The following is a 24,883-nucleotide window of genomic DNA, read 5'->3' as shown; positions in this document are numbered from 1 at the left end:
TCTTCTCTGCTCGAGCCTCGTGGCACTGGCCTTCGCCTGAGCACCACCACCAGTCTCCTTCTTTCTAACCACAACTACACCGCGATGCAGCATACAGCGCTGTCCGGTATTGCCCTGCTCCCGTTTAGTTGATTGAATTTCTGCGTTCGGCGCCTCGACTCATTTCAAGAGGCCATCACCAACGAGGGTGACGCAAATGCTTGCTGAGAAATTTTTTCTGGTTCTGGAATCGCTGATCCGCGGCGACCGCACCTATCCTGACGGAAGTCCCCGGGTGATCAGCACCTCCCCGCACGTGCCGGTGAAGCTGCCGGACCGGAAATAGCCGTCCCCCAAACCTCCGAATCACGCGCTGCTCAGCGCAGGCCCAATAGCGAGCGGCGATAAAGGCTGTCGCGGGCCTCGCTCAGGCAGACGAAGCTGCCGTCGAAACCCTGGCCATACCGCTTCTGGCCCTTGCCGTAGTAGATGCCTTTCCTGAAATCGAGCCAGACCACCTGATCGTGCGGGCAATGACGTTGCGCCTGCGCCTCGTAGCGAAACGGCGTCAGCGGCGTCGCCGAGACCTCCGCGCCACCGGCGCCAACCACGATTGCGACGGCGACCGCGATGCCGCCGAGCCCTTTGCCGAAGCCGCTCCAAGACACCCCCGCCTCCCGATTCAAGCCCTGACTCTTTGGCCGTTCGGCACGGTAGCACGAGACTGCGCGATCTGCCGGCCGCAGCCAGCGGCTTGGCCGTCTTCCACCGGCCATCTTGTCGGGTTACATGAAGGCGAGATCATCTCAGCTCGCGAGGATGCTGCCTGAATGTCGGTTGAGCCTGGACCCGAGTCCGAACTGCGCACCGAACCCCGCCCGCCGTTGCCGCGTTTGGGCCTGCTGCCGATGATCATCTTCGGCTCGCGCTGGCTGCAACTGCCGCTCTATCTCGGACTGATCGTGGCGCAATGCGTCTACATCGTGCTGTTCCTCAAGGAGCTCTGGCATCTTTCCTGGCACGCGATCGACCTCACCGAACAGCAGATCATGATGAGCGTGCTGGCGCTGATCGACGTCGTGATGATCTCCAACCTGCTCGTGATGGTCATCGTCGGCGGCTACGAGACCTTCGTTTCGCGGCTCGACCTCCAGGGTCATCCCGACGAGCCGGAATGGCTCGGCCACGTCAATGCGAGCGTCCTGAAGATCAAGCTCGCCATGGCCATCATCGGCATCTCCTCGATCGCGCTGCTGCGCACCTTCATCGAGGCCGGCAATCTCGGCTCGAACCGCGCCGGCTTCACCGAGACCGGCGTGATGTGGCAGGTCCTGATCCACATCACCTTCATCGCCTCGGCGATCGGCATTGCCTACGTCGACAGGCTCAGCGACTCCGGAATGCGCAAGCACGCCGAGTGAGGGCAACGGCCGGCCTTCTTATTGTTTGCTTGCTTCGAGCTGCGCGAGCGCCTGGTGCAGGCACTCCTGAAGCTTCTGCGCGACCTGCTCGCGCGCCACGCCCTTGGCGGCAAGATCGCCGGACACCTTGCCCACGACATCGTCGATGCTCTGGCTCTCCAGATTGTCTGTCACCAGCGCCGTTGCGTAGCTTGCCGCGGCGTCGCCGCTGAGCCCGAGCTGGCCCGCGGCCCAGAGCCCGAGCAGCTTGTTGGACCGGGCCGTGGCCTTGAACATGAATTCCTCGTCGTGGGCGAATTTGGCCTCAAAGCCCTGCTCGCGCTTGTCGAACGTGGTCATGGTCAGCTCCAATGCGTTTTCGCTGAGGAGAATCGGACTGGCTGGGAGCGAACGTCTCCGTGGTTCTCGTCAGTTTAGGATCATTTGAATCTTCCTCCCGGAAGGCAGAGGCCGTCAAGCCTGCGCGGTGGTGCACCGCAGCCCGGGCGTGGGCACGGCACGCCGCACCAGCGCCGCGCCAGCCAAATCGGCTAGGCAGAGATGTTTACCGTCCGTTAAGCAGACTCGGCGGCCGGATGGGCCGGGGGACATCGAGAGCTGGCGCATGAACAAAGAGCTGCGGGAGTTTCGACGGCTTGAACGGGTCTGCCTGGAGCAGGCCGCCCTCTCCACCATGGATCTCGCGCGAAGCGGGTTGCTCAAGGTCGCCGACGATTGTCGCATCGCGGCCGAGGCGATCGAGGCGCAAGCGCCCCGCGGCGCGTTCGCCGGCGCCGTCCAGGCGCTCAAGCTGGCTTTGAGCGCAACGGGAATGTCCAATCGGCATTAGCTGCCGGTCTCCGGTTGGGAGATCGCCTCAGAAGATTGTGGGCGGAGACCGCGTTCGGTCAGCCCTTCGCCTCGGCCGCTTCGCGCGCGAGCCGCTCGGCCCTCAGCCGTTCCTTATTGGCGTAAAACGCCTTCTGGGCCTCTTCGTGATCGCGCATGGCCTTTTCGGCCTCGATCCGGCGTGCGGCATCACGAGCCTGGCGCTGCTCAGGGGTCAGGGGTTTGCGTCGGAAGGAAAGGTCTTCGGTCATGCGGAGACAACGCGCAAGCAACGAAACGGTTCCATGAGTTGAACCCGGCAGTCGACGCGGCCGATTGAAGTATCAACATATCAGATAGTTAGATGATGCATTCGGTCGGCCGGACCTATTGCGACGCCCCCGGTGGCTTGACGCCTGGGAGAGGGCACTGCGGTGCCGCGGGAATCGCGCTGCGGACGGGCGGCTCCGGATAGTATTGGGTGTTCTGCTGAACCTCACGCGCCAGCTCCGTGCCTCCGAGCAGCGTGATCAACATCAGGGCCTCGTCGAGGCCCGCGGATATTCCGCCTCCGGTCAGGCGATTGCGATCCAGCACGAAACGCGGATGTCCGTCGGCAACCTTCACCTTCGGAAACAGCGTCGGGAAGCATTCCAGGAAAGCCCAGTGCGTCGTCGCCCAGTGGTCGTCGAGAAGACCCGATGCCGCGAACAGCATCGCTCCCTCGCAGACCGAGCACATGTACTTCGCACCGGCGGCCTGCCCGGTCAGAAACTGGACGTAGGTCCGGTGCGGATCGTTGATGATCTCGGTGAGCGCGTCTGGATCGCCGCCGGGAATCCAGACCGCATCATACTGGGTGCATTCCGCGAAGGATTTTGCGACCTCGAACGGAAATCCCCGGTTGCGAAACCGTTTCATTCCCGACTTTGCCGCGACGATCTCGACGTCGAAGTCGGCCCAGTCGAACATTTCGAAGGGACCGGCGACGTCGAGCATGTCGACGCCGTCGTAGACGGGAATGCCGATCTTCATCGCGCGTAATCCTCCCTGCTTTGTGACGATCAATGTTTGTGGCCTACGGGCGTCGCCGCGGGTGTCGCCGTCGGCTGCTTGGCATGGCATCCCCGCCATCCCGAGGCCGCCGCCCGGCGCGTTGAGGTCGGGAACGATCGCGATGTTGGCCATCATGCCCGCGTCCTCGTGGTCCAGGATGTGGCAATGCAGGACATACTCGCCGATGTAGCGGTCATACCGCGTCCTGACCCGGATCTGATAGTTGTTCTCGACGATGATCGTGTCGCGGAATGTGTGCCACATGCCGCAATACTGGTTGGCCAGTTGCTGCTTGTCGGCATACACGATGTCAGGTTTGCAGGTGCCGTCGGGATTGTAGATCGAGATCTGCTGACCGTTGGTGTTGGTGGTGGTGACGTCGATCACCTGGAACGGATTGACGTGGATATGGAAGATGTGCGGCTCGCCTTGCGCGGACAGCATCCAGTCGTCCGTGGTGTTGACCTCGCGCGTGAAGTTCACCACGTCGGGATCGTACGAGGCGTTATTGACCGTGAAGGCCGGGAAGTTGATCGCGAAGGCCGCCTGCTGCTGCTGGCTGCCCGCAGCCGGCGGCGCAAGGTTTTCGAATGGCGCCCACGGCTGCAGATCGCCGTCACGCAGCCCGGTGCGAACGGCGTCCGGCAGCGTCGGGTTGGCATCGTATAGCGCCTTGCCGACATAGGCCTGCAGGTCCCCCGTCACGGGCTGGCCTCCGCGCACATGGACGTAGGCCAGCAATTGCGGGGTCGACGGCCCCTGCCCGCCGCCATTGCCGTTGGACACGCGCTCTGCCTTCGGCGCCGCCTGGTTGAGCAGGCAATAGTCACCGTCCGAGGGGAATACGACGAGGACGTCGCTGCGATAGCCGGGCTGCATGTAGTTCGATTCAAGCACGCCGCCGACTTGCGAGGCGTGCACGGTGCGCAATTTGGTCCGGGTCAGACCGTCGGATGCGATCTCGAACTGCGGGATCAGTGTGCCCGTCGAGGCGTTGCAGGCGGCCAGAAGATCGGCCTTCTGCTGCTGGCGGTTGCCGCTCAGCGCCGAGGTCGCGATCAGGTTCGTTGTGCCGACCGGCGTAGCCCGCACGAGCTGAATGTTGATCGTGTCATGAATGCCGGCATGCACGAAGCGCCAGCGCTGGATCTCGCCCGCCGGCACGGTGAGCGTCGGCTGCACGATGCCATTGACGCTGGTGAAGCGGCCATTGGTGTCCCAGATCGACGATGAGTCCAGTTGCAAGCCAAAGTTCTCGACGACGCCGGGGCTTACCGGATTGCCTGACGTCGCCAGCGGGCACGTCCACGGCGCGTTGGCGATATTTGCCGGACTGTTGGCGTTGTAGAGTCCCAGCGTGGTGTAGATCTGCTGCCACGGGCCGCCGGGCTGGTTCGGCTGGTTGGCGAAGCAGGCATAGGCGATCTGCTGAAACTGGAAGAGCTGCTCCTTGAACGGGGCGCCGTTGACGTCATGCAGGACCGTGTCGATATCGGCAATCGGCTTCGGGTTCTGCGGCGACGGTGGCGTATAGGGACGCTCGCCCTTGACGACCAGCACGCCCGAGGCGCCGCTCGCCACCTGCACTGCCGTCGAGCCATGACGGTGGGCGTGATACCAGAACGTCCCCGCCGGATGGTCGTTGGGGATGTTGATCTCATACGGAAACTTCGTCTGCGGGGCGATGTTGAGCAGCACGTTGTCGCTATTGCCGGCGGGCGAAACGTGCAGGCCGTGCGTGTGCAGGTTGGTGGTGTTGAAGCACCCGACCAACGCCGGCAAGCCCAGCCCCTCCGGCGGATTGGGCAAACAGCTCGGGTCGTCCTTCGCGAGCTGGTTGTGATCAGGTCGACGCGCAGCGTGTCGCCGGGCTTGACGAAGATCGCCGGGCCCGACTTGCAGCCGCCGTAGGAGCGCAGCTCGACGGGGTCGAGGCCATCCGGTTGCGGATCGGTCGGATCCGGGTTGTTGATGAAGAAGCGGCCGCGCACGAAGTTGAGCACCACCGAGACGATCGAGCCGCTGCGCGAGATCGATCCTTGCGGCCGGCAGCCGCCAACGGCCGGCGCCACGCCGGCCTCCAGGGCCACGACATTGCCCTGTCCGGGCAGCGTCGGCGGCGGTTCGAAAGCACGGGGAACCGGCGCCGCGAATGCTGGAAGGCTCGGTCCCAGCGCGGCGATGACAAGACCAATTCGCGCGAAGCTCTTCATCATGTTGTCCGCCCTACTGTTCCAGAAGACTGCTCGAAGGATTGCGTGAAGGCGCGTCGGCATGCCGGCGCCGCCAGAATGGCCGCTCGGACCAGCGCGAAACACTGCCGTAATGTTCGCTCAGCGTCGTCGCGTAGGCCGCGGCCTCGCGCGCGATCCACGCGCCGTAGCGATCGAGAGCGGCCGCATCACCGCGCGCGAGGCAATCGCAGGCGGCATAGGCGGCGAACACGCCCGAGCGCATGGCCTTGACCACGCCATGGCCGGAGATCGGATCAAAAGCGCTCGCGGCATCGCCTGCGCAGAGGAAATGGAAGCCGGCAGTCATCGCGGCGTATCGACTGCCCGCAGGGATCAAGCGGGGTTGTTCGAGCCGAATGATCTTGCTCGCGAGCGCCGAGACGAATTGCGTCCTGGCGAGAGCTCTGCGCCAGCCGTCCGGCGTGTTCAGCCTGAGGCCGCGCGCGAGATCGGCATCGGTCATGCAGGCAAAAGCGCGCCTGCCCTGGTCGAGTGCCATCGTGTACCACCAGCCGTCTTCAAAGGCCTCGACGAGCAGTTCCGGTGCCGCCGGTCCTGATGTCGTCGCCTCGGCATAGGCCGCAATCAGGCGGTCCTGCGCTTTCGCCCGCGAACCCTGGCGGTCGGCGAGTGCGCGGGCGCGGCCCGTCGCCGGGCCGAACGGCTGGTGCCGTCGTCGCAAACGACCGACCAGCCGTCCGCCTCGCGCGCGAGATGACAGACCTTCGCATCGACGCGCTCGGCCGCGCGGCAACCCGCCGCCGTGAGCCAGCCATCGAACGCCATTCGATCAACGCGCCATGACGGCCCGCGCGCTTCCAGCAGCAATTCGCTCGACGTCAGGCCGACCTGGTCCCAGGAGGTGAGCGTGCGGTGCGACGGCGCAAAGCCCTGCGCCAGGAAAGTCGTCCACAGACCGAGCTGCCGCAGCACCGGCTGGACCAGCGGTGACAAGACCTCGCCTCGTCCTTGGTCTCGTCCTTCGTCTCGCCCGCGCCGCCCGGACGGCGCGATCACGGCCACCCGAAGCTCTGGCGCGCACATCGCAAGCGCGCGGGAAGCGGCCGTTCCGGCTGGACCTGCGCCTGCAACGATGATGTCGAACGCAGCCAAGGTCAGTCGGCCCGGACTGCGTAGAACGACGCCACGACGCCGGCCGGCGCCACCGTGCCGGGCGAGCCGCCGCTGTGCGGGATGGTCCGGATCACCGAGCCGACGATGGCCGGACGCTGGTCGACGCCATTGGGCCAGGCCGGCACCAGCGAGCCCCAATAATCGTAGATCCATTCCTCGCCGCCGACGACGCCGGTGCCCTGGAAACGCACCTGCATCGGCGATCCGTAGGCGCGCGATCCCTTCAGCGCGAGCGACCAGCCCGGGCCGCCGATCGTTCCGGTCAGCAGCTGCATCGGCCCGTCCGCGATATCGATCGTGCCGCGACCGAATTCGAGATTGTTGAAGGCCGTGTTGACGTCGGGATCGTTGAGCAGGCTGCGATAGGTCCAATGTCCGACGAATGGATTGTCGCTCATGATGCCTCGCTTTTGGGATCGGGCCGCGACCCCGTTGTTCGCTCGACGCTGATGTATTTGGGCCCTTGATAACTGTCGGCAGGCTTGACGGCCGGCTCGTAGGGATTGCGCACGATGAAACCGAGCAGCGACCACTCGGTGACCATCTTGAGGTCGCCGACCGGCGTCTGCGGGACGCCGCGGCTCCACGTGGTCCAGACGTAATTGGGCTTACCGTTCGAGACCGAGGCGATCTCGAACGACTGCAACGGCCGATGCGCCGGCCACCACAGTGTGGTCCAGGTCTTCTCGTCGCGCCGCAAGCGATCGTCATTGTCGCTGCCGGGCCAGAGATTGTTCCAGTCGGCGTAGGTGATGTTGATCGGCTGCGTGGTGCACTCGTTGAAATCGGACTGCCAAGGCAGCCCCATATATTTGGTGAGGTCACCCGGCTGAAGACCGGTCTCGAAGTCGTTGTCCTGGCTGAGCGGCGAGTTGACGTTGAAGGTCGGGTCGGCAATCACGGTGCCGTGGTCCTGATTGGCCTGGGCGGCGCTCTGCAGGAAATCCGAGACGCTGCGATCGGCGTTGATGCGATACGGCGCCCAGTAGATCGAAGGGTTGCGCATCACCCAGCCGAGCTCGGCGCCCGGACAAAAGGCGCCGCCGAGCACGTTGCTGAGCACGCCGCGGTCGAGCTCGCGGCCGGTCTTCGGCGGTGTCTTCGGATAAGGCGCGAAGGGTGAATAGCCGTCGGGCAGCCAGCCCTCCTCCTTCTCGTTGATGAACCAGCCGCGTGCCCATTGGCCGAGGATGAAGAGCTGGTACTCGGTGAGATGAAGAAACTTCGACGGCGTCTCGTTGGTCAGCGGATTGTCGCCGCACAGCAATGGCATCAGCGGCAGCGAATGGACGCGCGACGATGCCCGGTCCTGCACCTGGAACGAATTGGCCTCGCCCGCACGGCGCAACAGATCGAACAGGAAGCGGCGCATCGGTCCGTAGGGATCGTCGGCCTTGGAGTAGTGGGTCGGACCTGCGACCGCCGCCACCGCCATGACCGCTTCGCCCTGACTGGCATCGCGCAACGGTGCATCCGACGGTGTGGCCGTCGCCGTCGGCCGCGTCGCGCGTTTCGGGGTCTTTGATAATTTGTCCGGATCGAACGTGCCGCGCTGCGCCTGATCGTGCGGGTAGTTCGATTGCTGAAGGATATCGTTCAGATACCTGAATTCATCCGGCCGGAACAGGATCGGCCAGATGTCGCGATAGAACCACGGCCGGTAGTTGCGATTCCAGGCAAGACGGCCGGCCTGCCAGTGACGCAGCGCCGCCTCGTCGCGGAACGGGATCTGCTGCGGATCGTCATAGGTGCCGAGCGTACCGTAGATGCCGGTGTCGGTGGCGAACTGGCGCACATAGAGATCGTACAGCACCTCGTCCATCGTGATCATGTCGAGGATCTCAGGGACGAAGCGCGGGTAGCCGACCACGACCCAGGCAGGAAACTCGACGTCGATGTAGCGGGTCTGGCCGACCTGCTTCGAATACATGATCAGCCGCGCCATCACCGGCCCATCGGAGATGTCGTCGTACCAGCCGTCGGTGTTGGCATAGTCCTCGATCTTCGGACCGAAGCTGCCGTTGACGTCCATGCCCGAATTGCCGTGACCGCAGAGCACGACCAGGCGGCCCTTGTTGTCGGTCATCATCTCGCCCAGCGTGTCGATGTCGAACGGCTGGAGGCCCCTGGGCGGGAACGTGGTGGCATAGCTGCCGGGGCCGCCCGAGCGATCGAAATGCGCGCGACGGTTGGTGGTCGCGTTCACGCTGCGCGGGCCGGGATCAATGATGAGCAGATCGCGGTCCTGACCGGTGATGTCAGCGTTACGGCGTGCACTGCCGGGCGCGTAGCCATGCTCGCCCTTGAGCTCGGTGAACGGGTACCAGGAGGCCTTCTTGTTGGCGACATAGACGCGCCACTGGATGTCGACGAGCACACCATGATTGCCGCCGCCCTCCACGGCATCGCCGAGCGCCAGCGGCCTGCCTTCCGGGGACTCATCGTCATAGACGAAGATCTGGAAGCGCGCGGCCTGCCGCTTCACGCGGCCCTGCGCATCCTTGAACGTCTTGACCGGAACGGGCGTGACCCCGTCGGGGCCGTGCAGGGGATTGCCGAAACTGTCGCAGGCGAGCGGCATCGCCGCGGGCGTCTCCGGCGCGAGGTAGAATTCGTTGTCGCTGTTGCCCAGGCGCGCGATGCCGATGCCCGGATGGATTCGATACGTCGCCATGACTTCCCCGCCGCTTTCTCAATCCAGGAAACTGATCGACACGCCTTCCAGCTTCAGAAGCTCCCTCTCCTCCTGGTAGTCGCCGCCGATCACGACCAGCGTGATCTGCAGCGGGCCCTTCTTCTTGAGCGCCTGCCTGGCGGCGGCCGTGACGTCGATGCGATGGACGCGTGGCGTGTTGTGGCTGCGCCCGCGTTGGTCGAAGCGCCGCGGCTGCGGCGGCGGGATATCGCAATGGCCGGGACCGCCGTAGCAGGCCCCATGTCCGAAGATCGAGATGTAGCCGGCGTAGTGCGGGTTGCCCTTGATCGGCGTCGAGGCGTCGGCCCCGGGCTCGTTCAGGAAGGCGCGCACGAAGCAGGAGCGCATCAGTTGCGGCACCTGATGCAGGCGGATCTCCGCGCGTTTGAAGCTGCGCGCGGCCTGCGGCACGTTGATCGGCTGCGACACGAAGCGGCTGACCGGCGCATCGAGTCCGACCGGCATGAAATGCGAGCTGCGAACGTATTCGTAGCCGAACGGCGCGATGTCGAGCGTGTCGCGAATGGTGTAGTTCCACGGCGACAGCACGGAATCGAGATCGGCCGGCAGCGCATTCGGATTGAGCTTCTGCCACTCCCACCAGATCCGATCGATATTGACGTGGATCGGCCAGAACACCGGGTCGTAGGAGGCCGTCAGGTTGCTGAACATGTCGCCGGAGCGCGGCTGCGAATAAAGATCCGGGCGGGCGTGGAAACGGCGCCCGCCGACCTGTACGGCATCGTTGCGGCGCTTGGCGAGCGCGCGCAGACGTGTGGTCTCGGCGTCGGATTGCGACGCAGCCGCCGCAATCGGAGCATCTTTGCAGACATAGGTCGCCTGCCCTGCATCCGGATTCTGGCCACCGGTCCAGATGTGCATGGTGTTGTGCGGATTCTGGTCGAGGAACCCGAACGCCGCGTCGTAGATGCTGCCGCCGCCGAAGTCGCGGAAATTGTTGAGGCTCAGGATCTGGGCGATGTCGTCGGCCGGCGGGTAATGATAGTTGATCGCCTGGTTGATAGTCTGTCCCTTGGGATATTCGGCCGGATAGCGCAGCGGATACCAGAGCGAGTTCGACTGAAGCAGCGCGTCAATGAAGCGCTGGCGGTTGGCATTGTCAGGATCCGGCGTGACAGCCGCATAGCCGATCTTGCTGATGACGTAGCAGAAGAAGCCGTGCTGTGAGGTGAAGGTGACGCGGTCATGCGCGAGCGCCAGGATCGCCTTCTTCTGCGCCGCCGTCGGCGCCGGATCGAGCGCCGCCAACAGCGTCTCGGCCGCTTCCTCGGTGAGATAGGCCTTCATCGAATTCGGAATGATGCGGCCCTTGTCCGGCTCCCCCGGCCGGTACTCCGGCATCGTGAAGTCCCAGTACGGGAGCATCAGCCCGGGCTCGAAGTCCTGAAGGTTCTGCTCGAACTCGTAGAGATAGGCACGATGCCAGGGCAGGAAGCGCTCCCAGCCGTGTTGGCAATGGTTCTGGTGGATCAGCGCCTGGTTGTTGTAGTTGCGCCGGTCTTCCGGCCAGTGGTCGAGATCGTAAAGCCGGCGGAAGCCGCGGCGCAGCCGTTCGAGCTGCGGCTCGCTCATGCAATCGATGTTCATGCGTCGCCGGGGCTCGCCGGCATCCGCGGCCGGCGAATAGCCGTCGGCAGCCACCGCAAATTCGGCGATCTCGCTCACCTTCACCGTCAAAGTCTTCGCCGGCTTGCCGGGCGCAAGCTCGACTGCGACGCTGGTCGCATCATCCGGGCAACCGGCATCGATCCAGTCGGCAACGCGGTCGACGTCAGCGGGCGCGACGCGCTTGCCGCCCCATGGCAGCGCCGGGAACCGGCCACCGTCGAACGGTGCTTCACCGCGCAATCCCTTGATCAATCCGGACGCGTCGCTGCGCGCATGCGGCGGGATGCAGCAGGCGTGGCCCTCCGGCACTGGAGCAACCATCTTGATGCCGAAGATCTCGGCCGTCTCCAGCGCCTGTGCGCCCTTATCCCAAAACCGTCCAGCGCCACCATAATCAGCGGTGCTATCGCCGGCAGCTTCATCCAGGATCGCCTTCACGCGCGCATAAGCAACGGTCAATGCTTCGGTGTCCATTCCAGCCCCCGGACAGCAAGACGAAGAAGGCGGCCGGAGACTAATCACAACTTTTGGGTGATGTCACGTAGACACGCACCTTCAACGTCGAAGCAAGCGCGAATATTTTTCGGGGTTGCGTGATCTATTTCATACAACCTTTATCGAAACGACAGATCTGGCCATGCGTCGTGTGGATGAGGCGGATGCGAGCACGAGTGCGTTGCTCAAGCTCAGCGCCGGCCATCGGACGTGTCCGGTCATCAAACGCTGCGTGATTGAGCGTAGCGTGCATTTCCAGTCGTCGTGGGATGAAGCCGAGCCACACCGGGAGCGAATCCGCGCCGAACGACTGCTCGACGAAGCCGAGCTCCGCCCTTCCCGGCCCGTTTCCCCATCGGACTTGGTTTTCCCCCGCAAGCGCCAACTTCGCGTTGCCTTGCGCGGTCGACTGCGTTAAGCGACAACCATTCTCTGTCCGGAAGGGTGGCCGAGTGGTTTAAGGCACCGGTCTTGAAAACCGGCGTGCCCGCAAGGGTACCGTGGGTTCGAATCCCACCCCTTCCGCCACCTGCTAATCCATCAGTGTCTATACGCGTCCATCCCTGACACCTAAACCGTTGAGACGTAAAGCGAAATTTCAATTTCGTGTCGTTCAATGTGTTCGCATGTCAACCGGCATCTGCGGTGCCGACGTGGGTTGGGACGTGGGTTTAGGCGGACACTTTTGGAGAACGGCAGATGGGGATTCTAACAGCGGTGCGGGTGAAACATGCGAAGCCGGGTGAAAAGCTCGCTGATGGCGATGGGCTGAGACTCGACGTTGACAAGAACGGTAACGCGAGCTGGGTCTTCCGATTCAAGTCGCCCGTAACCGGCAAAGAGCGGTTCATGGGACTTGGTCCCCTGCGGGACGTCGGGTTGGCGGAGGCTCGCGAGGCCGCCAGCGCTGCACGCGCCCTGGTGCGCAATCATGTTGATCCGATCGAACACCGTATCAGTGAACGCGCCAAGGCCAAGGCGGCCGCAACTGGGACACTCACTTTCGAGGCCTACGCAAAGCAATACATCGCTGGCAAAGAGGTAGGTTGGAAAAACGAGAAGCACCGCCAGCAATGGTCAAATAGTCTGCGGGACTACGCTCATCCGATCATCGGGCAGCTCGCCGTTTCGGACATCGACACTGAGGCGGTCTTGAAGGTTCTGCGCCCAATCTGGAACGTCAAGAAAGAGACGGCGCGCCGTGTTCGGGGGCGAATTGAGGCGATCTTGAACGCCGCAAAAGCGGAAGGCCTGCGAACAGGCGAAAACCCTGCACTCTGGCGCGGCCATCTGGACCAGGTGCTTGCCCGGCGCCGCAAGTCAGACGTGAAGCACCACCCGGCGTTACCGTATGAAGAGATGCCGCAGTTCTGGCGATCCTTGGCCAGCGACACGAGCGAAGCCGCCCGAATGCTTCGCTGGATCATCCTGACCGCGTGCCGCTTCAACGAATCTGCCGACATGGATCCGGCCGCCGAAGTGAAAGGCGAGCTTTGGACGATCCCGGCGATTCGCATGAAAGCGGAGCGTGAGCACAAGGTGCCGTTGACGAACCTGGCGTTGGCACAGCTTCCGTTCCGCCCGGTGTCGGACGTAACGCTTTCAAACTGCATCGCGCGCCACACGAACACGACGGCGACAACGCACGGCATGCGGTCGACCTTCCGAGATTGGGCCGGCGACTGCACGAGCTTTCCCCGCGAAATCGCTGAAATGGCACTCGCGCACGCGGTCGACGACGAAACCGAGGCGGCCTATCGGCGATCAACCGCCCTGGCAAAGCGACGCGACCTGATGACGACGTGGGCCGCCTATTGCAACGGCGCCTGAAATCGGAATTTCGTTTTACTTTTGGTGAATTTTAGAGCGCCATGGTTATGCATATGGGCACACGGCGATTGTGCCGCGCGCGCCCATCACATCCGTTCAACCCGCGAATGCGTCGCTTCCGCGCACGCTTCGCTATGTCAGGATACCAACAATGGACGAAGCTTTCACGATCAGCGAGTTTTGCGCCGCCGAGAAAATCTCACGCGCTTTCTTCTATAAGCTGCAATCGCAGGGCAAGGCGCCGCGGACGTATCCGGTCGGCAGCAATCGGCGCATAAGCCGGGAAGCCTACATTTCCTGGCGAGCCGCACGCGAAGCCGAAGCCGCCTGAAACGAATAACCCCGACCGCGTCGCGCGCGACCGGGGCTGAATTCATTTCTAAAGAAGTGCGGAACGCTTCTCTTCTACTGGATTTAGCTCCAAAAATCAAGCGCTCTTCTCGGTTGGGTTTCTGACCGCTGCACGTTCGTGCCGCAGAAATCCTAATTATGTCCGACGTTGGTGTGTTCGAATTCAGCACTCTCGAAAACCTTCTCTATAACGAGGCCCCGAAGTCTTGGGTCTTGGAAAATCTATTAGCGAAAGGCGACACCTCGTCCTGGTTCGGTCCACCGGGTTCACTTAAAAGCGCTGTGCTGACTGACATCGGCGTAAGCGTTTCTGCCGGGAGAGATTGGAGGGGGTACAGGTTTTCTCATAATCCTGATCCCGCAGACGACAGTCGGGGCGTCATTTATTTCGCGTTGGAGCGCGCAGAACTCACGGGGCGTCGCATAGTAGCCCATGCGTTTCGCGACCAACTACCAAGCAAGCTTCCCATTGCTGTAATTTCCGAGCCGCTTGACCTACTGGACCCCGCCTGCGTTGACCGAGTCGTAAGAACGGTCGAGGAATTCGAGAAGACGACCGGGACACACATCGCGCTCATCATTATCGACACATATTCAAAGGCCATCGCGGGAGGAGACGAAGACAAAGCCCAAACGCAGAACCTTGCGGCGATGAACATTCAGCGAATACACGATCGCCTGTGCGGCTGCGCTCATATCGCAACGATTGGTCATACCGGCAAGAACCCGTCGGCGGGCGAGCGCGGCAGCAACGCTAAGCTTGGGCACGTCGACATGGCGGTGCAAATATCTGGCGACAAGGTACGCACTGCGACGATCGTCAAGGCCAACGACCAGCCCGAAGGACTGATTGCGTCATTCGAGATGGAAGAGGTCGTGGTGTGCAGCAAATGGTCGGATGGCTCCGATCGCGACCCGTACACCGTCGCCATCCTGGCGGCGGCTACGCCGGCCACAGAAGCCCGTACAGCCTCACAGCGAACCACCGGCAAACAGACGCAGGCCTTGGACGCGCTCGCGCGTGTGATCACGACGCACGGTCAGGACGGCGCCGTACATCCAGATTACTGGAAAGGGGAATTGGCCAGGGATGGTTTGATAAGGCCGGAAGACAAAAACCCGCGCGCAACTTTTGCGCGAATTCGAAAGGGATTGAGTCAACACATATTTGAAGAGCCGACCGGACTTGTTCGGATCAAAACTCAACCTGGAAACACACCCACGTGTCCTGCGTAGCCGTAGCGCTGTAGCAGCAACCCCTTATAGGGGTTTGCTACGCTACGCTACACTCACGGCCCGTAGCATTGCTACGCTTTGCTACACGCTACACAGCAACTTCAAAGGCTTAAACGGCGATGAGCATCAAACCTGGAAAATGCGTTTCAATGAGTGTCGCCGCGCTTCGGACGGATCAAAATCAACGGGTCACTGCAAATAGCGGTTGAGTACGAATAGGAGTAAACCAATGAACCAATTGCCTGCCCGTGGAAACTCGAACATGCGCCCCGGTGCGCCGTCCGTGAACCCAAAGGGACGCGGCCCGACGAACCGCCAGAAGATCGCCGAGCGGCTGATTGCCGATTTGGCCGACACCTGGTCAACGCACGGCGCCGCGGTGCTGCAACACCTGGCGACGGAAGACCCTGGTAAGTTCGCAACGATCGCGTTCGGGCTGATGCCGCGCGACGTGTTCGTGCAGGTCCAGCAAGCCACCCCTGGCAACTTAGCCCGTCTTATTCGTAAGAGTGCGCCTGAGGGGTAAAGCGCTGATGCGGCGTAGGATTCGGTTGCGAAGCCAACCCCATCACCTCCAACCGCGAACGCCACGCCCGCCATGACCGACGATACGATTCCGCCCTTCTCGTTTCCAGCCGTTCACGCCAAGAAAGTCACAGCTGCCTTCGATGGTGGGCGCCTAACCTCGAACGGGGGCGTGATGCTTCTGGCGATGGCCGAGCGGCGTCTCGGTTTGGCCAACAATCTGGCCCGGGTGTTCCCGGATCGGCGCGATCCGACGCGGGTCGTGCACAGCCTGGTCGATATGCTCCGCGCTCGCATGTTCGCGATCTGCTGCGGCTACGAGGACGCCGACGACCTCGATCATCTGAGGTCCGATCCGGCATTCAAACTGGCCTGCGGACGGCTGCCGGACACGGGCCGGGATTTGTGTTCCCAGCCGACGCTGTCGCGGCTGGAGAATGCTCCGCGCCTGCGCGACGTGATCCGGCTGACCTACATTTTGGTCGACGCATGGATGGATAGCTACCCCCACGAGCCGGCATCCGTCACGCTCGACATCGATGATACCTGCGACGTCGTCCACGGCCATCAGCAGCTCTCGCTGTTCAACGCTCATTATGACGAACGCTGCTTCCTGCCGATCCACGTCTACGACACGGAGAAGAGCCGGCCCGTGGCCGTCGTGCTGCGGCCCGGCAAGACGCCGGGCGGCGTCGAGGTGCGTGCCCATCTGCGCCGCCTGGTACGGCATATCCGGACGCGATGGCACAACACGCAAATTACGTTCCGTGGCGACGGGCACTATGCCCGGCCGGAGGCCATGGCGTGGTGCGAGACCAACGGCATCGACTACATCTTCGGTCTGTCCGGCACCAAGCCTCTCGCCAGAAAAGTCGACGAGGTCGCCGACGACATCCGCACGCGACGCGCCATCGAGAACCTGCCGGTTCTGCGTGGCTATACCGAGACGCGCCACAAGGCAAAGTCCTGGGATCGCGAACGGCGCACTGTCGCCCGTATTGAGGCGACGATGCTCGGCCTCGACATCCGCTTCGTCGTCACCAGCCTCGATGTCGGCTCGGCCGAGTGGATCTACGACAGCCTGTATTGCGCGCGCGGCCAAGCCGAGAATCTGATCAAGCTGCATAAGACGCAGCTCGCCTCCGATCGCACCAGCTGCCGTTCGGCGCTCGCCAACCAGGTCCGTCTCGTGCTCCATACGGCCGCTTATTGGCTGATGCTGACCGTGCGCGACGCCATTCCCAAAGCCCGGGAATTGGCCGCTGCCGAGTTCGCGACGCTGCGTCTTCGGCTCTTGAAAATCGCCGCCCGTGTCGTCGAGACCACGAGCCGCATTCGCCTTGCGTTTGCCGCGGCATGTCCCGAAGCCGACCTGATCTGCGGCTTGCCCGGCGCGCTGCTGCCGCTCGGTCCTTGACCGGCGGGGCGTCCGCCCCCGTTCGCCCAACCCATCCCTCAAGCGCGTTGCAAAGTACCGGTCGTCAGGCGGCGAAAAGCCGAAGGCAATCCTGTGCGCCTCGTCAGACAAGATGTGCGGCCGCATCAATCGGGCCCAAAAGCCGCACTCTCACGAATAGGACGGGTTAGCGCCGCAAGAGTGGTCGCAACTGCGCGGCGTGCTCGATGCGATTGAGGCGGCTCGCTTAGGCGATGTAGAGCCATCCGAGATATTCGCGGGTATCGAGGCCTACTTGAAAGGCAGCTTCGCGAAGACGATCGAACACGCTCCCCTCACCGTCTCGCCGCCGCCCTATTGACCATCGGCGGATACAGCATCCTCTAAATGCGTTTGATTCTGCTGGGCGTTTGAACGCTTCTCGGTTTCACTCCACGGCGCCATCCCAGTTCGACCCGCGCGAGGCGATGAGACGAAATCTCGCCATTGGAGAAAGATCAAAAAAGGCCGCTCGACCCGCGCTTGTTCAAATAAGCGATGAGTAGAAGACGCGCGGGGGACCTAAGATGGACACCAAGGCCCTCTCGACCTGGCGCCCGGCGATGGTCAGAACCGACTGATTCAACAACAGAATAACGAGAATCCCCGCAGTACGCGCGCGTGTGGGCTGACATCAATAGATAATTGCACCAGGGTGAGGCGCTAGGCGCCCTGGCAGGCCGTCAGTCACCCGGGGGTGCGGCTTGCCGACCCAATCGCGACCGAGCAGCGCGAAGTGGCGCTTCACTTCCGCCTTGTACGGCGCGAGGCCCGGCCGGCCGGAGCGCTCCAACGAGCTGAGATAGTCGAGCGACTCCGGCAGCGAAGAGTACATTCTCGACGGGTCGATCAGCGCTGGCGAGGCATCGAGTACGGGTCGCATCTCACGAAGCCGCTTTCTTGGCGCGGCCCATGCGCCGCACGAGTATTTTCATCCCAACCGCGTTGCCTTTATCGGTGACACGATTGAGCGTGCGGCCGTCGCCCTCTTGGCTATCCTCGTGGATCAGTTCGTGCGCAAGAAGCGCCTCTATTAGCTTCCGCGCCGGAGCCATGAATTCCGGCACTTTCGGCAAACGCGCTCCGCATATCTCGTCGTTCCTGAGCGCCCAAGTCCATTTGCGCAGGCAAAGACCACGCTTGCGCCGGTCCATCTTGCCCGCTTCTATTAGCTCCTCGATGGCTGTGCGCCACCATGCCTTTAGCAGATGATCGTTGACCAAGCCGATGTAGAAACCATCCGAGTTACTAGCATCGCCCAGAAAATCGCGGACCAGCTTCGCAGTCTGTCCTCCGATCATAACATTGCGTTCGAGCTTCATTGCGATTTCTTTGCACGAATGGAGATCAGATAGTACTCGTTGCTAGTCCCATTTGGATGGTGGCGGGATGGTCAACTCCTTCGCAATGGACCATTTTCTGTCGTGATAGACCATTGAGCCGTCGCGGTCCGCATGTTTGCGGATCGCTCGCTGTAGGGACTCGACGGGATATTGGCCGAAAAACGGCTGGCCTCGGCTCTGCATCTCGGCGACGAGATCGGCTGTTGTCATGGGCTCGCCCCGCTCCCGAAGGATGATATAAGCCGCTTCATGGCGCAGATATCCGCGCAGTGATGGTTTGATGTCTCGGCGCGTATTGCCGAGCGGTACCACATTATCGGCGAAGCCAATTAGGGTCGTGGCAGTTTCGGAGTGGGTCAGGGGAAACTCGCCAACGCTCCAGTAGCGCCGTTCGTCACCCTCGATATAGACGTCGTGCGGCGTTACCTTGCGTACTGCGACGATGTCTGTCGATCCATCGGCATTCCGACGCACCAGCTTATGACCAATCTCGATGCCGAGACGGAGAACGCCAAGCTCATAGTCGGATGGCTGCTCGTTCGAATTTTCGGCAAGGGTATGCAGGAGCGTGTAGCCGTCGCCATCGGCTTCAGGGTCGTCGGCTGCAATGAGAGCTTCATCTAGCCATGCCGACATGGCTCCGCCTTCGTCACCTGCTTCTGCAGCATCGGCTTCGGCCTCGGCGAGATGCTCACAATGCTTCAGATAGCGGTCATCGTCCTTGAGATCGGGATGATTCTCGTCAAAGTCCTTGTCTTGCTCAGCCGCGACTTTGTGGGCCTTACGGCGCAAGGCTTCACCATCATAGACGAGATAGGTGAACGTCTTTTTTACAATCTTGTACTTCGGCACTTTCATCTTCCTCGCGGGTTAATGGGGCAGGCCATCTGCACTCCCAGCGAAACGGACACACTTAACTAAAACGGCAACTCTGCGGCAAAGGGCCAAATCTCGCGTCTGAAAATCCAGCTAGAGCTTAGGCTGACTATCGGGCGAAGGCCTGCGGCTTCGGCGCGAGGGGCGCGCACTAGCCATCCGCGCCTCCAGTTGCAGTTCAATCCCCTTTCCAATTTCCTCCAGCGCCTTGTTGTAGTCGCGCTTTTCTGTCTTGGTCCACGGCCTGCCCCCCCCGGTTTTTGGTTGGGATTTTGGCGTTCATCTTCAGCATTGCGGCGACCGTATTCAGTGAGCCGCGCAGGATCATGTTGATGTGCTCGTTTTCGTCGTTGCCGGTACGGCCGAGCTTCGGCACACGGATCGCGATACCCTTAGGGTCAATGCTCTCTTGCTCGGCGGCCTCATGAACGGCGATGAACTCCTGCATTGCCATGATCATATTTCCCTCAGCCTTTCCGACTAAAAAAGCCAATACCTTGCTCGCAGCCTTGGCGAAGGCCACCTGCACTTGCGCCTCCAGCTGTCGCTGGCGCGCCTCGGGTGCGGAGTTATCAACGACGACCTTGGTCATCACAACACCTCGCGGTCGACATAGGCCATCCAGCTATCGACACCAGCATATTCCCGGGCCAAGCCGTCGAGCAGAATCTGGCGATGCGCGTCGGCCGGGATCACGGTCGGTAGCATCGTCAGGAACGCCACGTGACGGGTGTGGTCCCTGTTCGACATGATTGTGGCTAGCAGATCCTCCCCCTGATGCTTCGGTGCGATGATGGACTCGGCGAGGCGGTAGGCCTTGCCTTTCATGATGGGGTACAGGTCAGTCATTGGTCCTCGTTTCGCGTCCTATTTTTCTCGGTGCAAGAAAGCCCTAACAATACCAGGGGCTTATCTCAACACGCGAAAGTGTAGGTCGGGGTTGTGACTGGAGGGGGGGCCGAATTGGAGTTTGCCGCACGGGCGGCCGCGCCGGTGTGACGGCGACTACCATCTGGGCCGATGAATCAGTGATGGTTCGGAGGGGCCCGGCATGTCCGCACCTGACCGAGCCCCCCGTCCCCCCTCCGACCGGTGGCCGGATCAGCGAAACTAACACTTGCGGCTCACAAACCTCAACGAGAGCAGGTGTTAGGCGAAAGTCGGGGGGCTGGCTGGGAGACGGTGAACAAAATACGGCCGTGGGAGAGATCGGCGCGAGCGGAGCAAACGCTGATCTTGCTCACATCGATGACAGGAAACCGCGTGACGCTTGCGTCGTCACCGGGCCATCGTCTTTTGCTTTGCCGTCCACATCCAGACGCAGGCGGGCTCAGTGGTGAGCCTTGTCGTCAGCCAGACATTGATCCGCTTGTGCCCATCCCATGTCAGGCTCACCATATCGACACTGACGGATTAAACCAACTGGCGAGTCGGCGGATCTACCCTCCGCCAAGCGTTATTGATCTCGCTTTGAAATTCGGTGGATCGGGTGCTTCATCCACGACGTATTCCACGTTGCTTTGCGCGGCCAGCTTCGCCCTCCTCGTTCGCACCATGAGACCCACCCGCCAGCCGAAAAAGTGGAGGAGCAGAGTGGGCAGTGCAGCTGCTGACCCCGGCGCTGTCGCCCTTGATCTCTCGGCGGCGACGCGTGCCTCTGGTCGGGCCGCCGCTCGGGAGGAAATCCCCGACGAGGCAGCCGTGGAGGAGCGTACTCCGATGGCACGCCTCATGTTGCCAACAACGTCGCGGCATTCCCACCGAGAACGACTCTGCAGCGGTGAGAAGTGCCTTGACCATCGGGCGACTGAGGCCGAATGCTGGAACAGCAGGCGCCGGGGTACCGCGCCTTCTCCTGAATGGACGGTCTAAATGGGCTCAATGATTAGCCTTGCCGTGGGTCGGCTTGAGATCGACTGGGGCAAGAACAGCGGATTTGTCGATCACAGCGCGCTTTTCCAAACGAGCGATGTTGCAGCTGTGCCGTACTACTACGCGGGCGACGAAATCGAAGGCGAGGATAGTGAACGAGCTTGGGAAGTCATCACCGAAATGAAGGCTGGGCTTTCGAAGCCCCTTGCTCAAGTGATCGACCGGATCAATCTGCTGGGCCATACCCGCGCGGTTTGCGAAAAGGAATTCGCCGCGCTCGCGGAATTCAATGGTTTCGACGCAGCAAGTTTCACCTTCGATGATTTGCGTGAGGCGTTGAGCACGCTGGACGGGACCGCGCTGTCGCCCAACTACGGCGAAGGGGGTGAGGATTTCGGCAAGTTCTTCCGCCGGGAGATTCTACCTCGCCTCAACTTGAGGCAAGGCGGCCTCGACCCAATGGGTCTCAGTGGCGTTGCCCAAGGCATGGAGAATTTGACCTCCTACACAATCCTCCACCTGCTGGCAGACAATCCCACGGCCCAAAAGCTGAACGTGCAATGGGCGTTCAATGACGTTGAGGATGGTGGTTGGGCTAAGCGAGATGACTTTGTGCGGCCCCTGGACCAGACGCACCGCTTCCTGCTGGTAACGGAAGGCAGCTCCGATGCGGCGATCTTGCGAAAAGCCTTCGCACTCCTGCGACCCCACATCGCGGATTTCTTTGATTTCGTGGATATGGAGGAAGGCTATCCATTTTCCGGCACCGGCAACGTCTTTCGGTTTATTCAGGGCCTCATAAGCATTCGCGTCCTGAACAGCGTCATTGTGATCTATGACAATGATGCGGAAGGCCTCGCGAACTACGAGCGCACGCTCAGCCTAAAAGTTCCCGACAACATGGCGGTTCTCAAACTCCCGGATCGCCCCGAATTTGCGCGCTTTCCGACGCAAGGGCCAAACGGCGATGGCGAAGCCGACATCATTGGCCGCGCGGCTGCGATTGAGTGCTTTCTGGATTTGCCGTCCGATGCGCGTGTCCGATGGTCCAGCTACGTCTCCAAAATCGATGCTTATCAGGGCGAGTTGGTCAATAAGGAACGCTATGCTCGCGAATTCATCAAGCAGCGCGGGCGCGTAGAAGGCTACGACTACAGCAAGATTGACGCAGTGCTCGACCACATCATATCCAGGGCGATCGCGATGCGAGAGCCCGGCGTGATTGAAGAACTCGAACGGCTCGGAATCTCGATATGAAGCGCCTGTAACAGCAGCAGCAATCATGATGTTCACGGCAGCCGCCGCACACAGCGAGCCGATCGGTGCTAAGGACGTGCACGTAATCTACGGCGACACGGTGTGCTTCCAACATCAACGCGCAAGCTTGCGGAGAGGAATCGTAGCATCAAGCACCCTGCCCGCATTTATTTCACCTTGTTTTGAGACGGCCGACTCTTATCTAATCGGTATGATGAAGCTCACCGATATCCATGATCAGGCAATCCAGGCTCGCATGGCGCTCGTCGTCGGTGCAAAGACCTTCGATCAGGCTCGATGAGCTGGATAACGATATCCTCTTCGTCTATGCCAAGGATGAGGAGACCGCTGCCGAGATCGAGGACAACCTTGCCCTGCACATCTCCATCATCGCCGCCTTCATCATCAAGTGCGACGTTCAGATCGTCATGGTGCTGCCGAAAGTCCTGCAGTGATCTTGGCGGTCAGCGAGTATGAAAGTATAATGCTGGCCACGATAAAACAGACGATCGAAAGGCCGAACGAGCTTTTCACCCCCTTGTCCCATCTACTGGCATGTTTTTCATGCTGCCGACCGCGCTCCTCTTCGCCGGTATAGGACATGTGGTACCAGAAGTAATTCCAGTGATCGGCCATTCGCATTGAGGCGAACATCATAAAAGCACCGGCAGCCACTCCGATCGCATACAGCACCAGACACCAACCAATCACGCGAACGTTGCTGACATCGCTCTTACCCACCAGGGCAATTACAGCGGTCGCGGCACCACCATTGATGACTAAGCAGGCTTGAGCCGAAGACTTCCCGAAGTCGTAGGCTATCTTTGATGCCTCGTGACTCCGCGATTGTGCAAACTGATCGTTCTCTTCGGCTTCGTATTTGGAGTCGATTATCGACATAGCAATCCTCCCCGGAGTCGCCTCAGCACTTTACGGGCCTACATAACCCATAAAAACTTTGCTCTACCCCACAATCCAAAGACTTATCAGTGCGACTCTTCCCAGAGCAGCGATGAAGCACGTTGGCGCAGGTCTACGGGAGCAGCCAACACGGACATCGAACTCACTAAGCACGCAGAGACGTGAGAGTAGAAAGAAGTGTCACTCCCTGACGTTGACGACGTGCCAGATAAGCAACAAGTAGCCGCCAACGAAAAACAGCCAGCCGAATAGCGAGAGCCACCTATCCCACTTCAGATCACGACCCCAGTGCTTGTCGATCCCGCGGATTCGAGTGATGTCCGAACCGCTCACGACTTGATCAACTGTTAAATCAAGTGATTGCAGCCACAGCGAAACCGTCCGGTTCATCTCAAACTGCGAGTACATGAGCAGGATCGCCCCTATCGACTGAAATACGATTCCAAACCCTTCCATCGCGTCCCCCAATTTAGCGCTTCAGTCGCCGTCGAAATTCTTTCGCCAGGTCCGGCGAACGCCAGGCCCTAAATGCACTAACCTGCGATGACGGGCGTCTAGCCCGGCTGGAAGTCGCAAAGTTTGTCTGCATTGTTTAGCTATCGGAAGGACGCGAGAGCCTGCTTTTCACCGACTCGCTTCGGAAGTCCCTTTGCTTCCGTCAAGGACCGCACGATTATTCTAGCCCAGCTGCGGCTAGCATCCATAGTGAACTCCACATGGTCCAATACATCGCCGATCGTCTTCACGATCCTCAACTTCGGCGACTCTGCTCCTGACTGACCCGGGTTGCAGCCATCGCACCAAAACATCAAGTCGCCACTACCTTGATAGGCACTTGCCCTTGTGGCCTTATTACCGCAGTGCGTGCTGGCGCATTCGACGACGTACGGCTTGGCCGTAAACTTCTTAGCCAGCGCACCGAACTCTCTTGAGTGCTTAGCCTCACGATAGTTTTGCGTATTCCAGCGCGCCCAGTCCGGATACTTGAGCAGCACCTCCTCCGTAGTCTTTCCCTCGTATTTGCCTGACTGGAAGCGCACCTGTTTCTCTCCCTAAGCCCTGTTTCATCGATTCAGACCGATCGATAGGAGTCCGCCCGATTCTCTCATGCGTTGCGCATGCCAATTATCTGCGTCGGCGAAGCAAATCTGGCTCCGAGAACTGGCTTCCGCCTGTGGCATCGGCTAGCGGATTGTTCTTGTTCAGTATCTGACGCTTGATGAACGGGCGAGATTCAGAACGGGGCCGTGGCCTGATGATGCCAGCAATAAGATACTTCATCACGACACAAAGCCCCCGCCCTGTTGGTCAGCAACCTACTTAGTGTACACAGATTCTGTCCTCCGGTTCAGCGCGCAAGATCGCCACGGTACTCAACGAGCTTAGAGTGGCGCCCCCCACCGGGGGCGTCTGGCACGCGGCGACGGTTATCTGTTGATGGCGGCTCGCGTGCGCGCGTACTGCGGGATTTCGGCCTCGTTCTCTCGTTGAAACAATCAGATCTGATCCTTTGCCCCTCGCGGGACGCCAGGTTGTGAGAGCCTTGGTGTCCCTGTTGGCTCACCTGAGCGCATTCCACTCAACGAATATTTAGACAAACGCGGGCCGAACGCCCTTTTTGTCTCAACCGCATTGGGAGGATGCAGCATCCTCCGAATGCTGTTGATCTTTCTGAATGTTTTGACGTTTCTCCGTTTTGCTCCACGGCATCATCCCCGAATTAGAGCAACATTCGCCGACAGACCACCCGATAAGCTCTTCATGGCACAGCGGAGAACTAACGTCGC

General features: G+C 61.2%; 26 protein-coding genes and 1 tRNA gene. 11 read left to right on the top strand and 16 right to left on the bottom strand.

Annotated elements, in window-relative coordinates; genetic code table 11:
- Window positions 1–196 precede the first annotated feature (196 nt).
- On the top strand, window positions 197–325 hold the full coding sequence (locus J4G43_RS55365; protein ID WP_256374848.1) for a hypothetical protein: 129 nt from the start codon (window positions 197–199) through the stop codon (window positions 323–325).
- Between the two features lie 31 nt (window positions 326–356).
- Here the strand turns inward: J4G43_RS55365 and J4G43_RS27005 are convergent, their stop codons facing one another.
- Window positions 357–647, bottom strand: coding sequence for a hypothetical protein (locus J4G43_RS27005; RefSeq protein ID WP_071913898.1), 291 nt, complete (start codon window positions 645–647; stop codon window positions 357–359).
- 162 nt (window positions 648–809) lie between these two features.
- On the opposite strand from J4G43_RS27005, the gene J4G43_RS27000 reads away from it, so the two are divergent.
- Window positions 810–1,400 carry a TIGR00645 family protein gene (locus J4G43_RS27000; RefSeq protein WP_063983282.1) on the top strand — a complete coding sequence of 197 codons (591 nt, stop codon included), beginning with the start codon at window positions 810–812 and terminating at the stop codon, window positions 1,398–1,400.
- An 18-nt stretch (window positions 1,401–1,418) separates the two neighbouring features.
- On the opposite strand, the gene J4G43_RS26995 is transcribed toward J4G43_RS27000, so the two are convergent.
- Entirely contained in the window at window positions 1,419–1,739 is a 321-nt protein-coding gene (locus J4G43_RS26995) for a DUF1476 domain-containing protein (RefSeq protein WP_063986370.1), read from the bottom strand.
- Between the two features lie 265 nt (window positions 1,740–2,004).
- On the opposite strand from J4G43_RS26995, the gene J4G43_RS26990 reads away from it, so the two are divergent.
- Entirely contained in the window at window positions 2,005–2,229 is a 225-nt protein-coding gene (locus J4G43_RS26990) for a hypothetical protein (protein ID WP_028153369.1), read from the top strand.
- 58 nt (window positions 2,230–2,287) lie between these two features.
- Here the strand turns inward: J4G43_RS26990 and J4G43_RS26985 are convergent, their stop codons facing one another.
- From J4G43_RS26985 to J4G43_RS26955, 7 genes are all read right to left on the bottom strand, one after another.
- Window positions 2,288–2,479 carry a hypothetical protein gene (locus J4G43_RS26985; RefSeq protein WP_028153368.1) on the bottom strand — a complete coding sequence of 64 codons (192 nt, stop codon included), beginning with the start codon at window positions 2,477–2,479 and terminating at the stop codon, window positions 2,288–2,290.
- Window positions 2,480–2,594: 115 nt separating this feature from the next.
- Window positions 2,595–5,045, bottom strand: a complete 2,451-nt coding sequence (locus J4G43_RS26980) for a multicopper oxidase domain-containing protein (RefSeq protein WP_225005140.1) — start codon at window positions 5,043–5,045, stop codon at window positions 2,595–2,597.
- Between the two features lie 444 nt (window positions 5,046–5,489).
- Window positions 5,490–6,179 carry an NAD(P)/FAD-dependent oxidoreductase gene (locus J4G43_RS26975; protein WP_225005123.1) on the bottom strand — a complete coding sequence of 230 codons (690 nt, stop codon included), beginning with the start codon at window positions 6,177–6,179 and terminating at the stop codon, window positions 5,490–5,492.
- On the bottom strand, window positions 6,083–6,451 hold the full coding sequence (locus J4G43_RS26970; RefSeq protein ID WP_225005121.1) for a hypothetical protein: 369 nt from the start codon (window positions 6,449–6,451) through the stop codon (window positions 6,083–6,085). Before J4G43_RS26970 ends, J4G43_RS26975 begins: the two co-directional genes overlap by 97 nt.
- Before the next feature lie 161 nt (window positions 6,452–6,612).
- On the bottom strand, window positions 6,613–7,029 hold the full coding sequence (locus J4G43_RS26965) for a hypothetical protein (protein WP_063983279.1): 417 nt from the start codon (window positions 7,027–7,029) through the stop codon (window positions 6,613–6,615).
- The gene (locus tag J4G43_RS26960) at window positions 7,026–9,305 is read right to left on the bottom strand and encodes a LodA/GoxA family CTQ-dependent oxidase (RefSeq protein ID WP_208086833.1); all 2,280 of its coding nucleotides are present in this window, start codon (window positions 9,303–9,305) and stop codon (window positions 7,026–7,028) included. Before J4G43_RS26960 ends, J4G43_RS26965 begins: the two co-directional genes overlap by 4 nt.
- Before the next feature lie 18 nt (window positions 9,306–9,323).
- On the bottom strand, window positions 9,324–11,429 hold the full coding sequence (locus J4G43_RS26955) for a tyrosinase family protein (RefSeq protein ID WP_208086832.1): 2,106 nt from the start codon (window positions 11,427–11,429) through the stop codon (window positions 9,324–9,326).
- A gap of 459 nt (window positions 11,430–11,888) precedes the next feature.
- Between J4G43_RS26955 and J4G43_RS26950 the strand changes: the two genes are divergently transcribed.
- The 6 genes from J4G43_RS26950 (at window position 11,889) to J4G43_RS26925 (ending at window position 16,809) form a co-directional block, all read left to right on the top strand.
- Window positions 11,889–11,978, top strand: a tRNA-Ser gene (locus J4G43_RS26950).
- A gap of 171 nt (window positions 11,979–12,149) precedes the next feature.
- Window positions 12,150–13,280, top strand: a complete 1,131-nt coding sequence (locus J4G43_RS26945) for a tyrosine-type recombinase/integrase (protein WP_208086831.1) — start codon at window positions 12,150–12,152, stop codon at window positions 13,278–13,280.
- A 151-nt stretch (window positions 13,281–13,431) separates the two neighbouring features.
- Window positions 13,432–13,611: a transcriptional regulator gene (locus tag J4G43_RS26940; protein WP_208086830.1), complete on the top strand. Its 180-nt coding sequence runs from the start codon at window positions 13,432–13,434 to the stop codon at window positions 13,609–13,611.
- A gap of 158 nt (window positions 13,612–13,769) precedes the next feature.
- The gene (locus J4G43_RS26935) at window positions 13,770–14,867 is read left to right on the top strand and encodes an AAA family ATPase (RefSeq protein WP_208086829.1); all 1,098 of its coding nucleotides are present in this window, start codon (window positions 13,770–13,772) and stop codon (window positions 14,865–14,867) included.
- A gap of 229 nt (window positions 14,868–15,096) precedes the next feature.
- Entirely contained in the window at window positions 15,097–15,393 is a 297-nt protein-coding gene (locus J4G43_RS26930; RefSeq protein WP_208086828.1) for a hypothetical protein, read from the top strand.
- A 72-nt stretch (window positions 15,394–15,465) separates the two neighbouring features.
- Window positions 15,466–16,809, top strand: a complete 1,344-nt coding sequence (locus J4G43_RS26925) for an IS1380-like element ISBdi2 family transposase (RefSeq protein WP_208084195.1) — start codon at window positions 15,466–15,468, stop codon at window positions 16,807–16,809.
- Window positions 16,810–17,461: 652 nt separating this feature from the next.
- Here J4G43_RS26925 and J4G43_RS26920 read toward each other — a convergent pair.
- The 5 genes from J4G43_RS26920 to J4G43_RS26900 all read right to left on the bottom strand — a co-directional run bounded on the left by J4G43_RS26920 (window position 17,462) and on the right by J4G43_RS26900 (window position 19,895).
- Complete coding sequence (locus J4G43_RS26920; protein WP_208086827.1) at window positions 17,462–17,710, bottom strand: hypothetical protein; 249 nt, start codon at window positions 17,708–17,710, stop codon at window positions 17,462–17,464.
- Between the two features lies 1 nt (window position 17,711).
- Window positions 17,712–18,149: a hypothetical protein gene (locus J4G43_RS26915; RefSeq protein ID WP_208086826.1), complete on the bottom strand. Its 438-nt coding sequence runs from the start codon at window positions 18,147–18,149 to the stop codon at window positions 17,712–17,714.
- 42 nt (window positions 18,150–18,191) lie between these two features.
- Window positions 18,192–19,022, bottom strand: a complete 831-nt coding sequence (locus J4G43_RS26910) for a hypothetical protein (protein WP_208086825.1) — start codon at window positions 19,020–19,022, stop codon at window positions 18,192–18,194.
- 202 nt (window positions 19,023–19,224) lie between these two features.
- On the bottom strand, window positions 19,225–19,638 hold the full coding sequence (locus J4G43_RS26905) for a hypothetical protein (protein WP_208086824.1): 414 nt from the start codon (window positions 19,636–19,638) through the stop codon (window positions 19,225–19,227).
- Window positions 19,638–19,895 (bottom strand): hypothetical protein, encoded by a 258-nt coding sequence (locus J4G43_RS26900; RefSeq protein WP_208086823.1) that lies wholly within the window; start codon window positions 19,893–19,895, stop codon window positions 19,638–19,640. Before J4G43_RS26900 ends, J4G43_RS26905 begins: the two co-directional genes overlap by 1 nt.
- A gap of 1,023 nt (window positions 19,896–20,918) precedes the next feature.
- On the opposite strand from J4G43_RS26900, the gene J4G43_RS26895 reads away from it, so the two are divergent.
- Window positions 20,919–22,175, top strand: coding sequence for a HEPN/Toprim-associated domain-containing protein (locus tag J4G43_RS26895; RefSeq protein WP_208086822.1), 1,257 nt, complete (start codon window positions 20,919–20,921; stop codon window positions 22,173–22,175).
- Window positions 22,176–22,408: 233 nt separating this feature from the next.
- Window positions 22,409–22,630: a hypothetical protein gene (locus J4G43_RS26890; protein ID WP_225005119.1), complete on the top strand. Its 222-nt coding sequence runs from the start codon at window positions 22,409–22,411 to the stop codon at window positions 22,628–22,630.
- On the opposite strand, the gene J4G43_RS26885 is transcribed toward J4G43_RS26890, so the two are convergent.
- Window positions 22,602–23,075 (bottom strand): hypothetical protein, encoded by a 474-nt coding sequence (locus J4G43_RS26885; RefSeq protein WP_208086821.1) that lies wholly within the window; start codon window positions 23,073–23,075, stop codon window positions 22,602–22,604. The genes J4G43_RS26890 and J4G43_RS26885 overlap by 29 nt on opposite strands.
- Before the next feature lie 201 nt (window positions 23,076–23,276).
- On the bottom strand, window positions 23,277–23,552 hold the full coding sequence (locus tag J4G43_RS26880; RefSeq protein WP_208086820.1) for a hypothetical protein: 276 nt from the start codon (window positions 23,550–23,552) through the stop codon (window positions 23,277–23,279).
- Window positions 23,553–24,883: the final 1,331 nt, after the last annotated feature.

This window comes from Bradyrhizobium barranii subsp. barranii (assembly GCF_017565645.3).
In the GTDB taxonomy this organism is placed as follows: domain Bacteria; phylum Pseudomonadota; class Alphaproteobacteria; order Rhizobiales; family Xanthobacteraceae; genus Bradyrhizobium; species Bradyrhizobium barranii.
The sequence above is the reverse complement of the archived record's forward strand: the minus strand, read 5'-3'. Positions and strand labels throughout refer to the sequence as shown.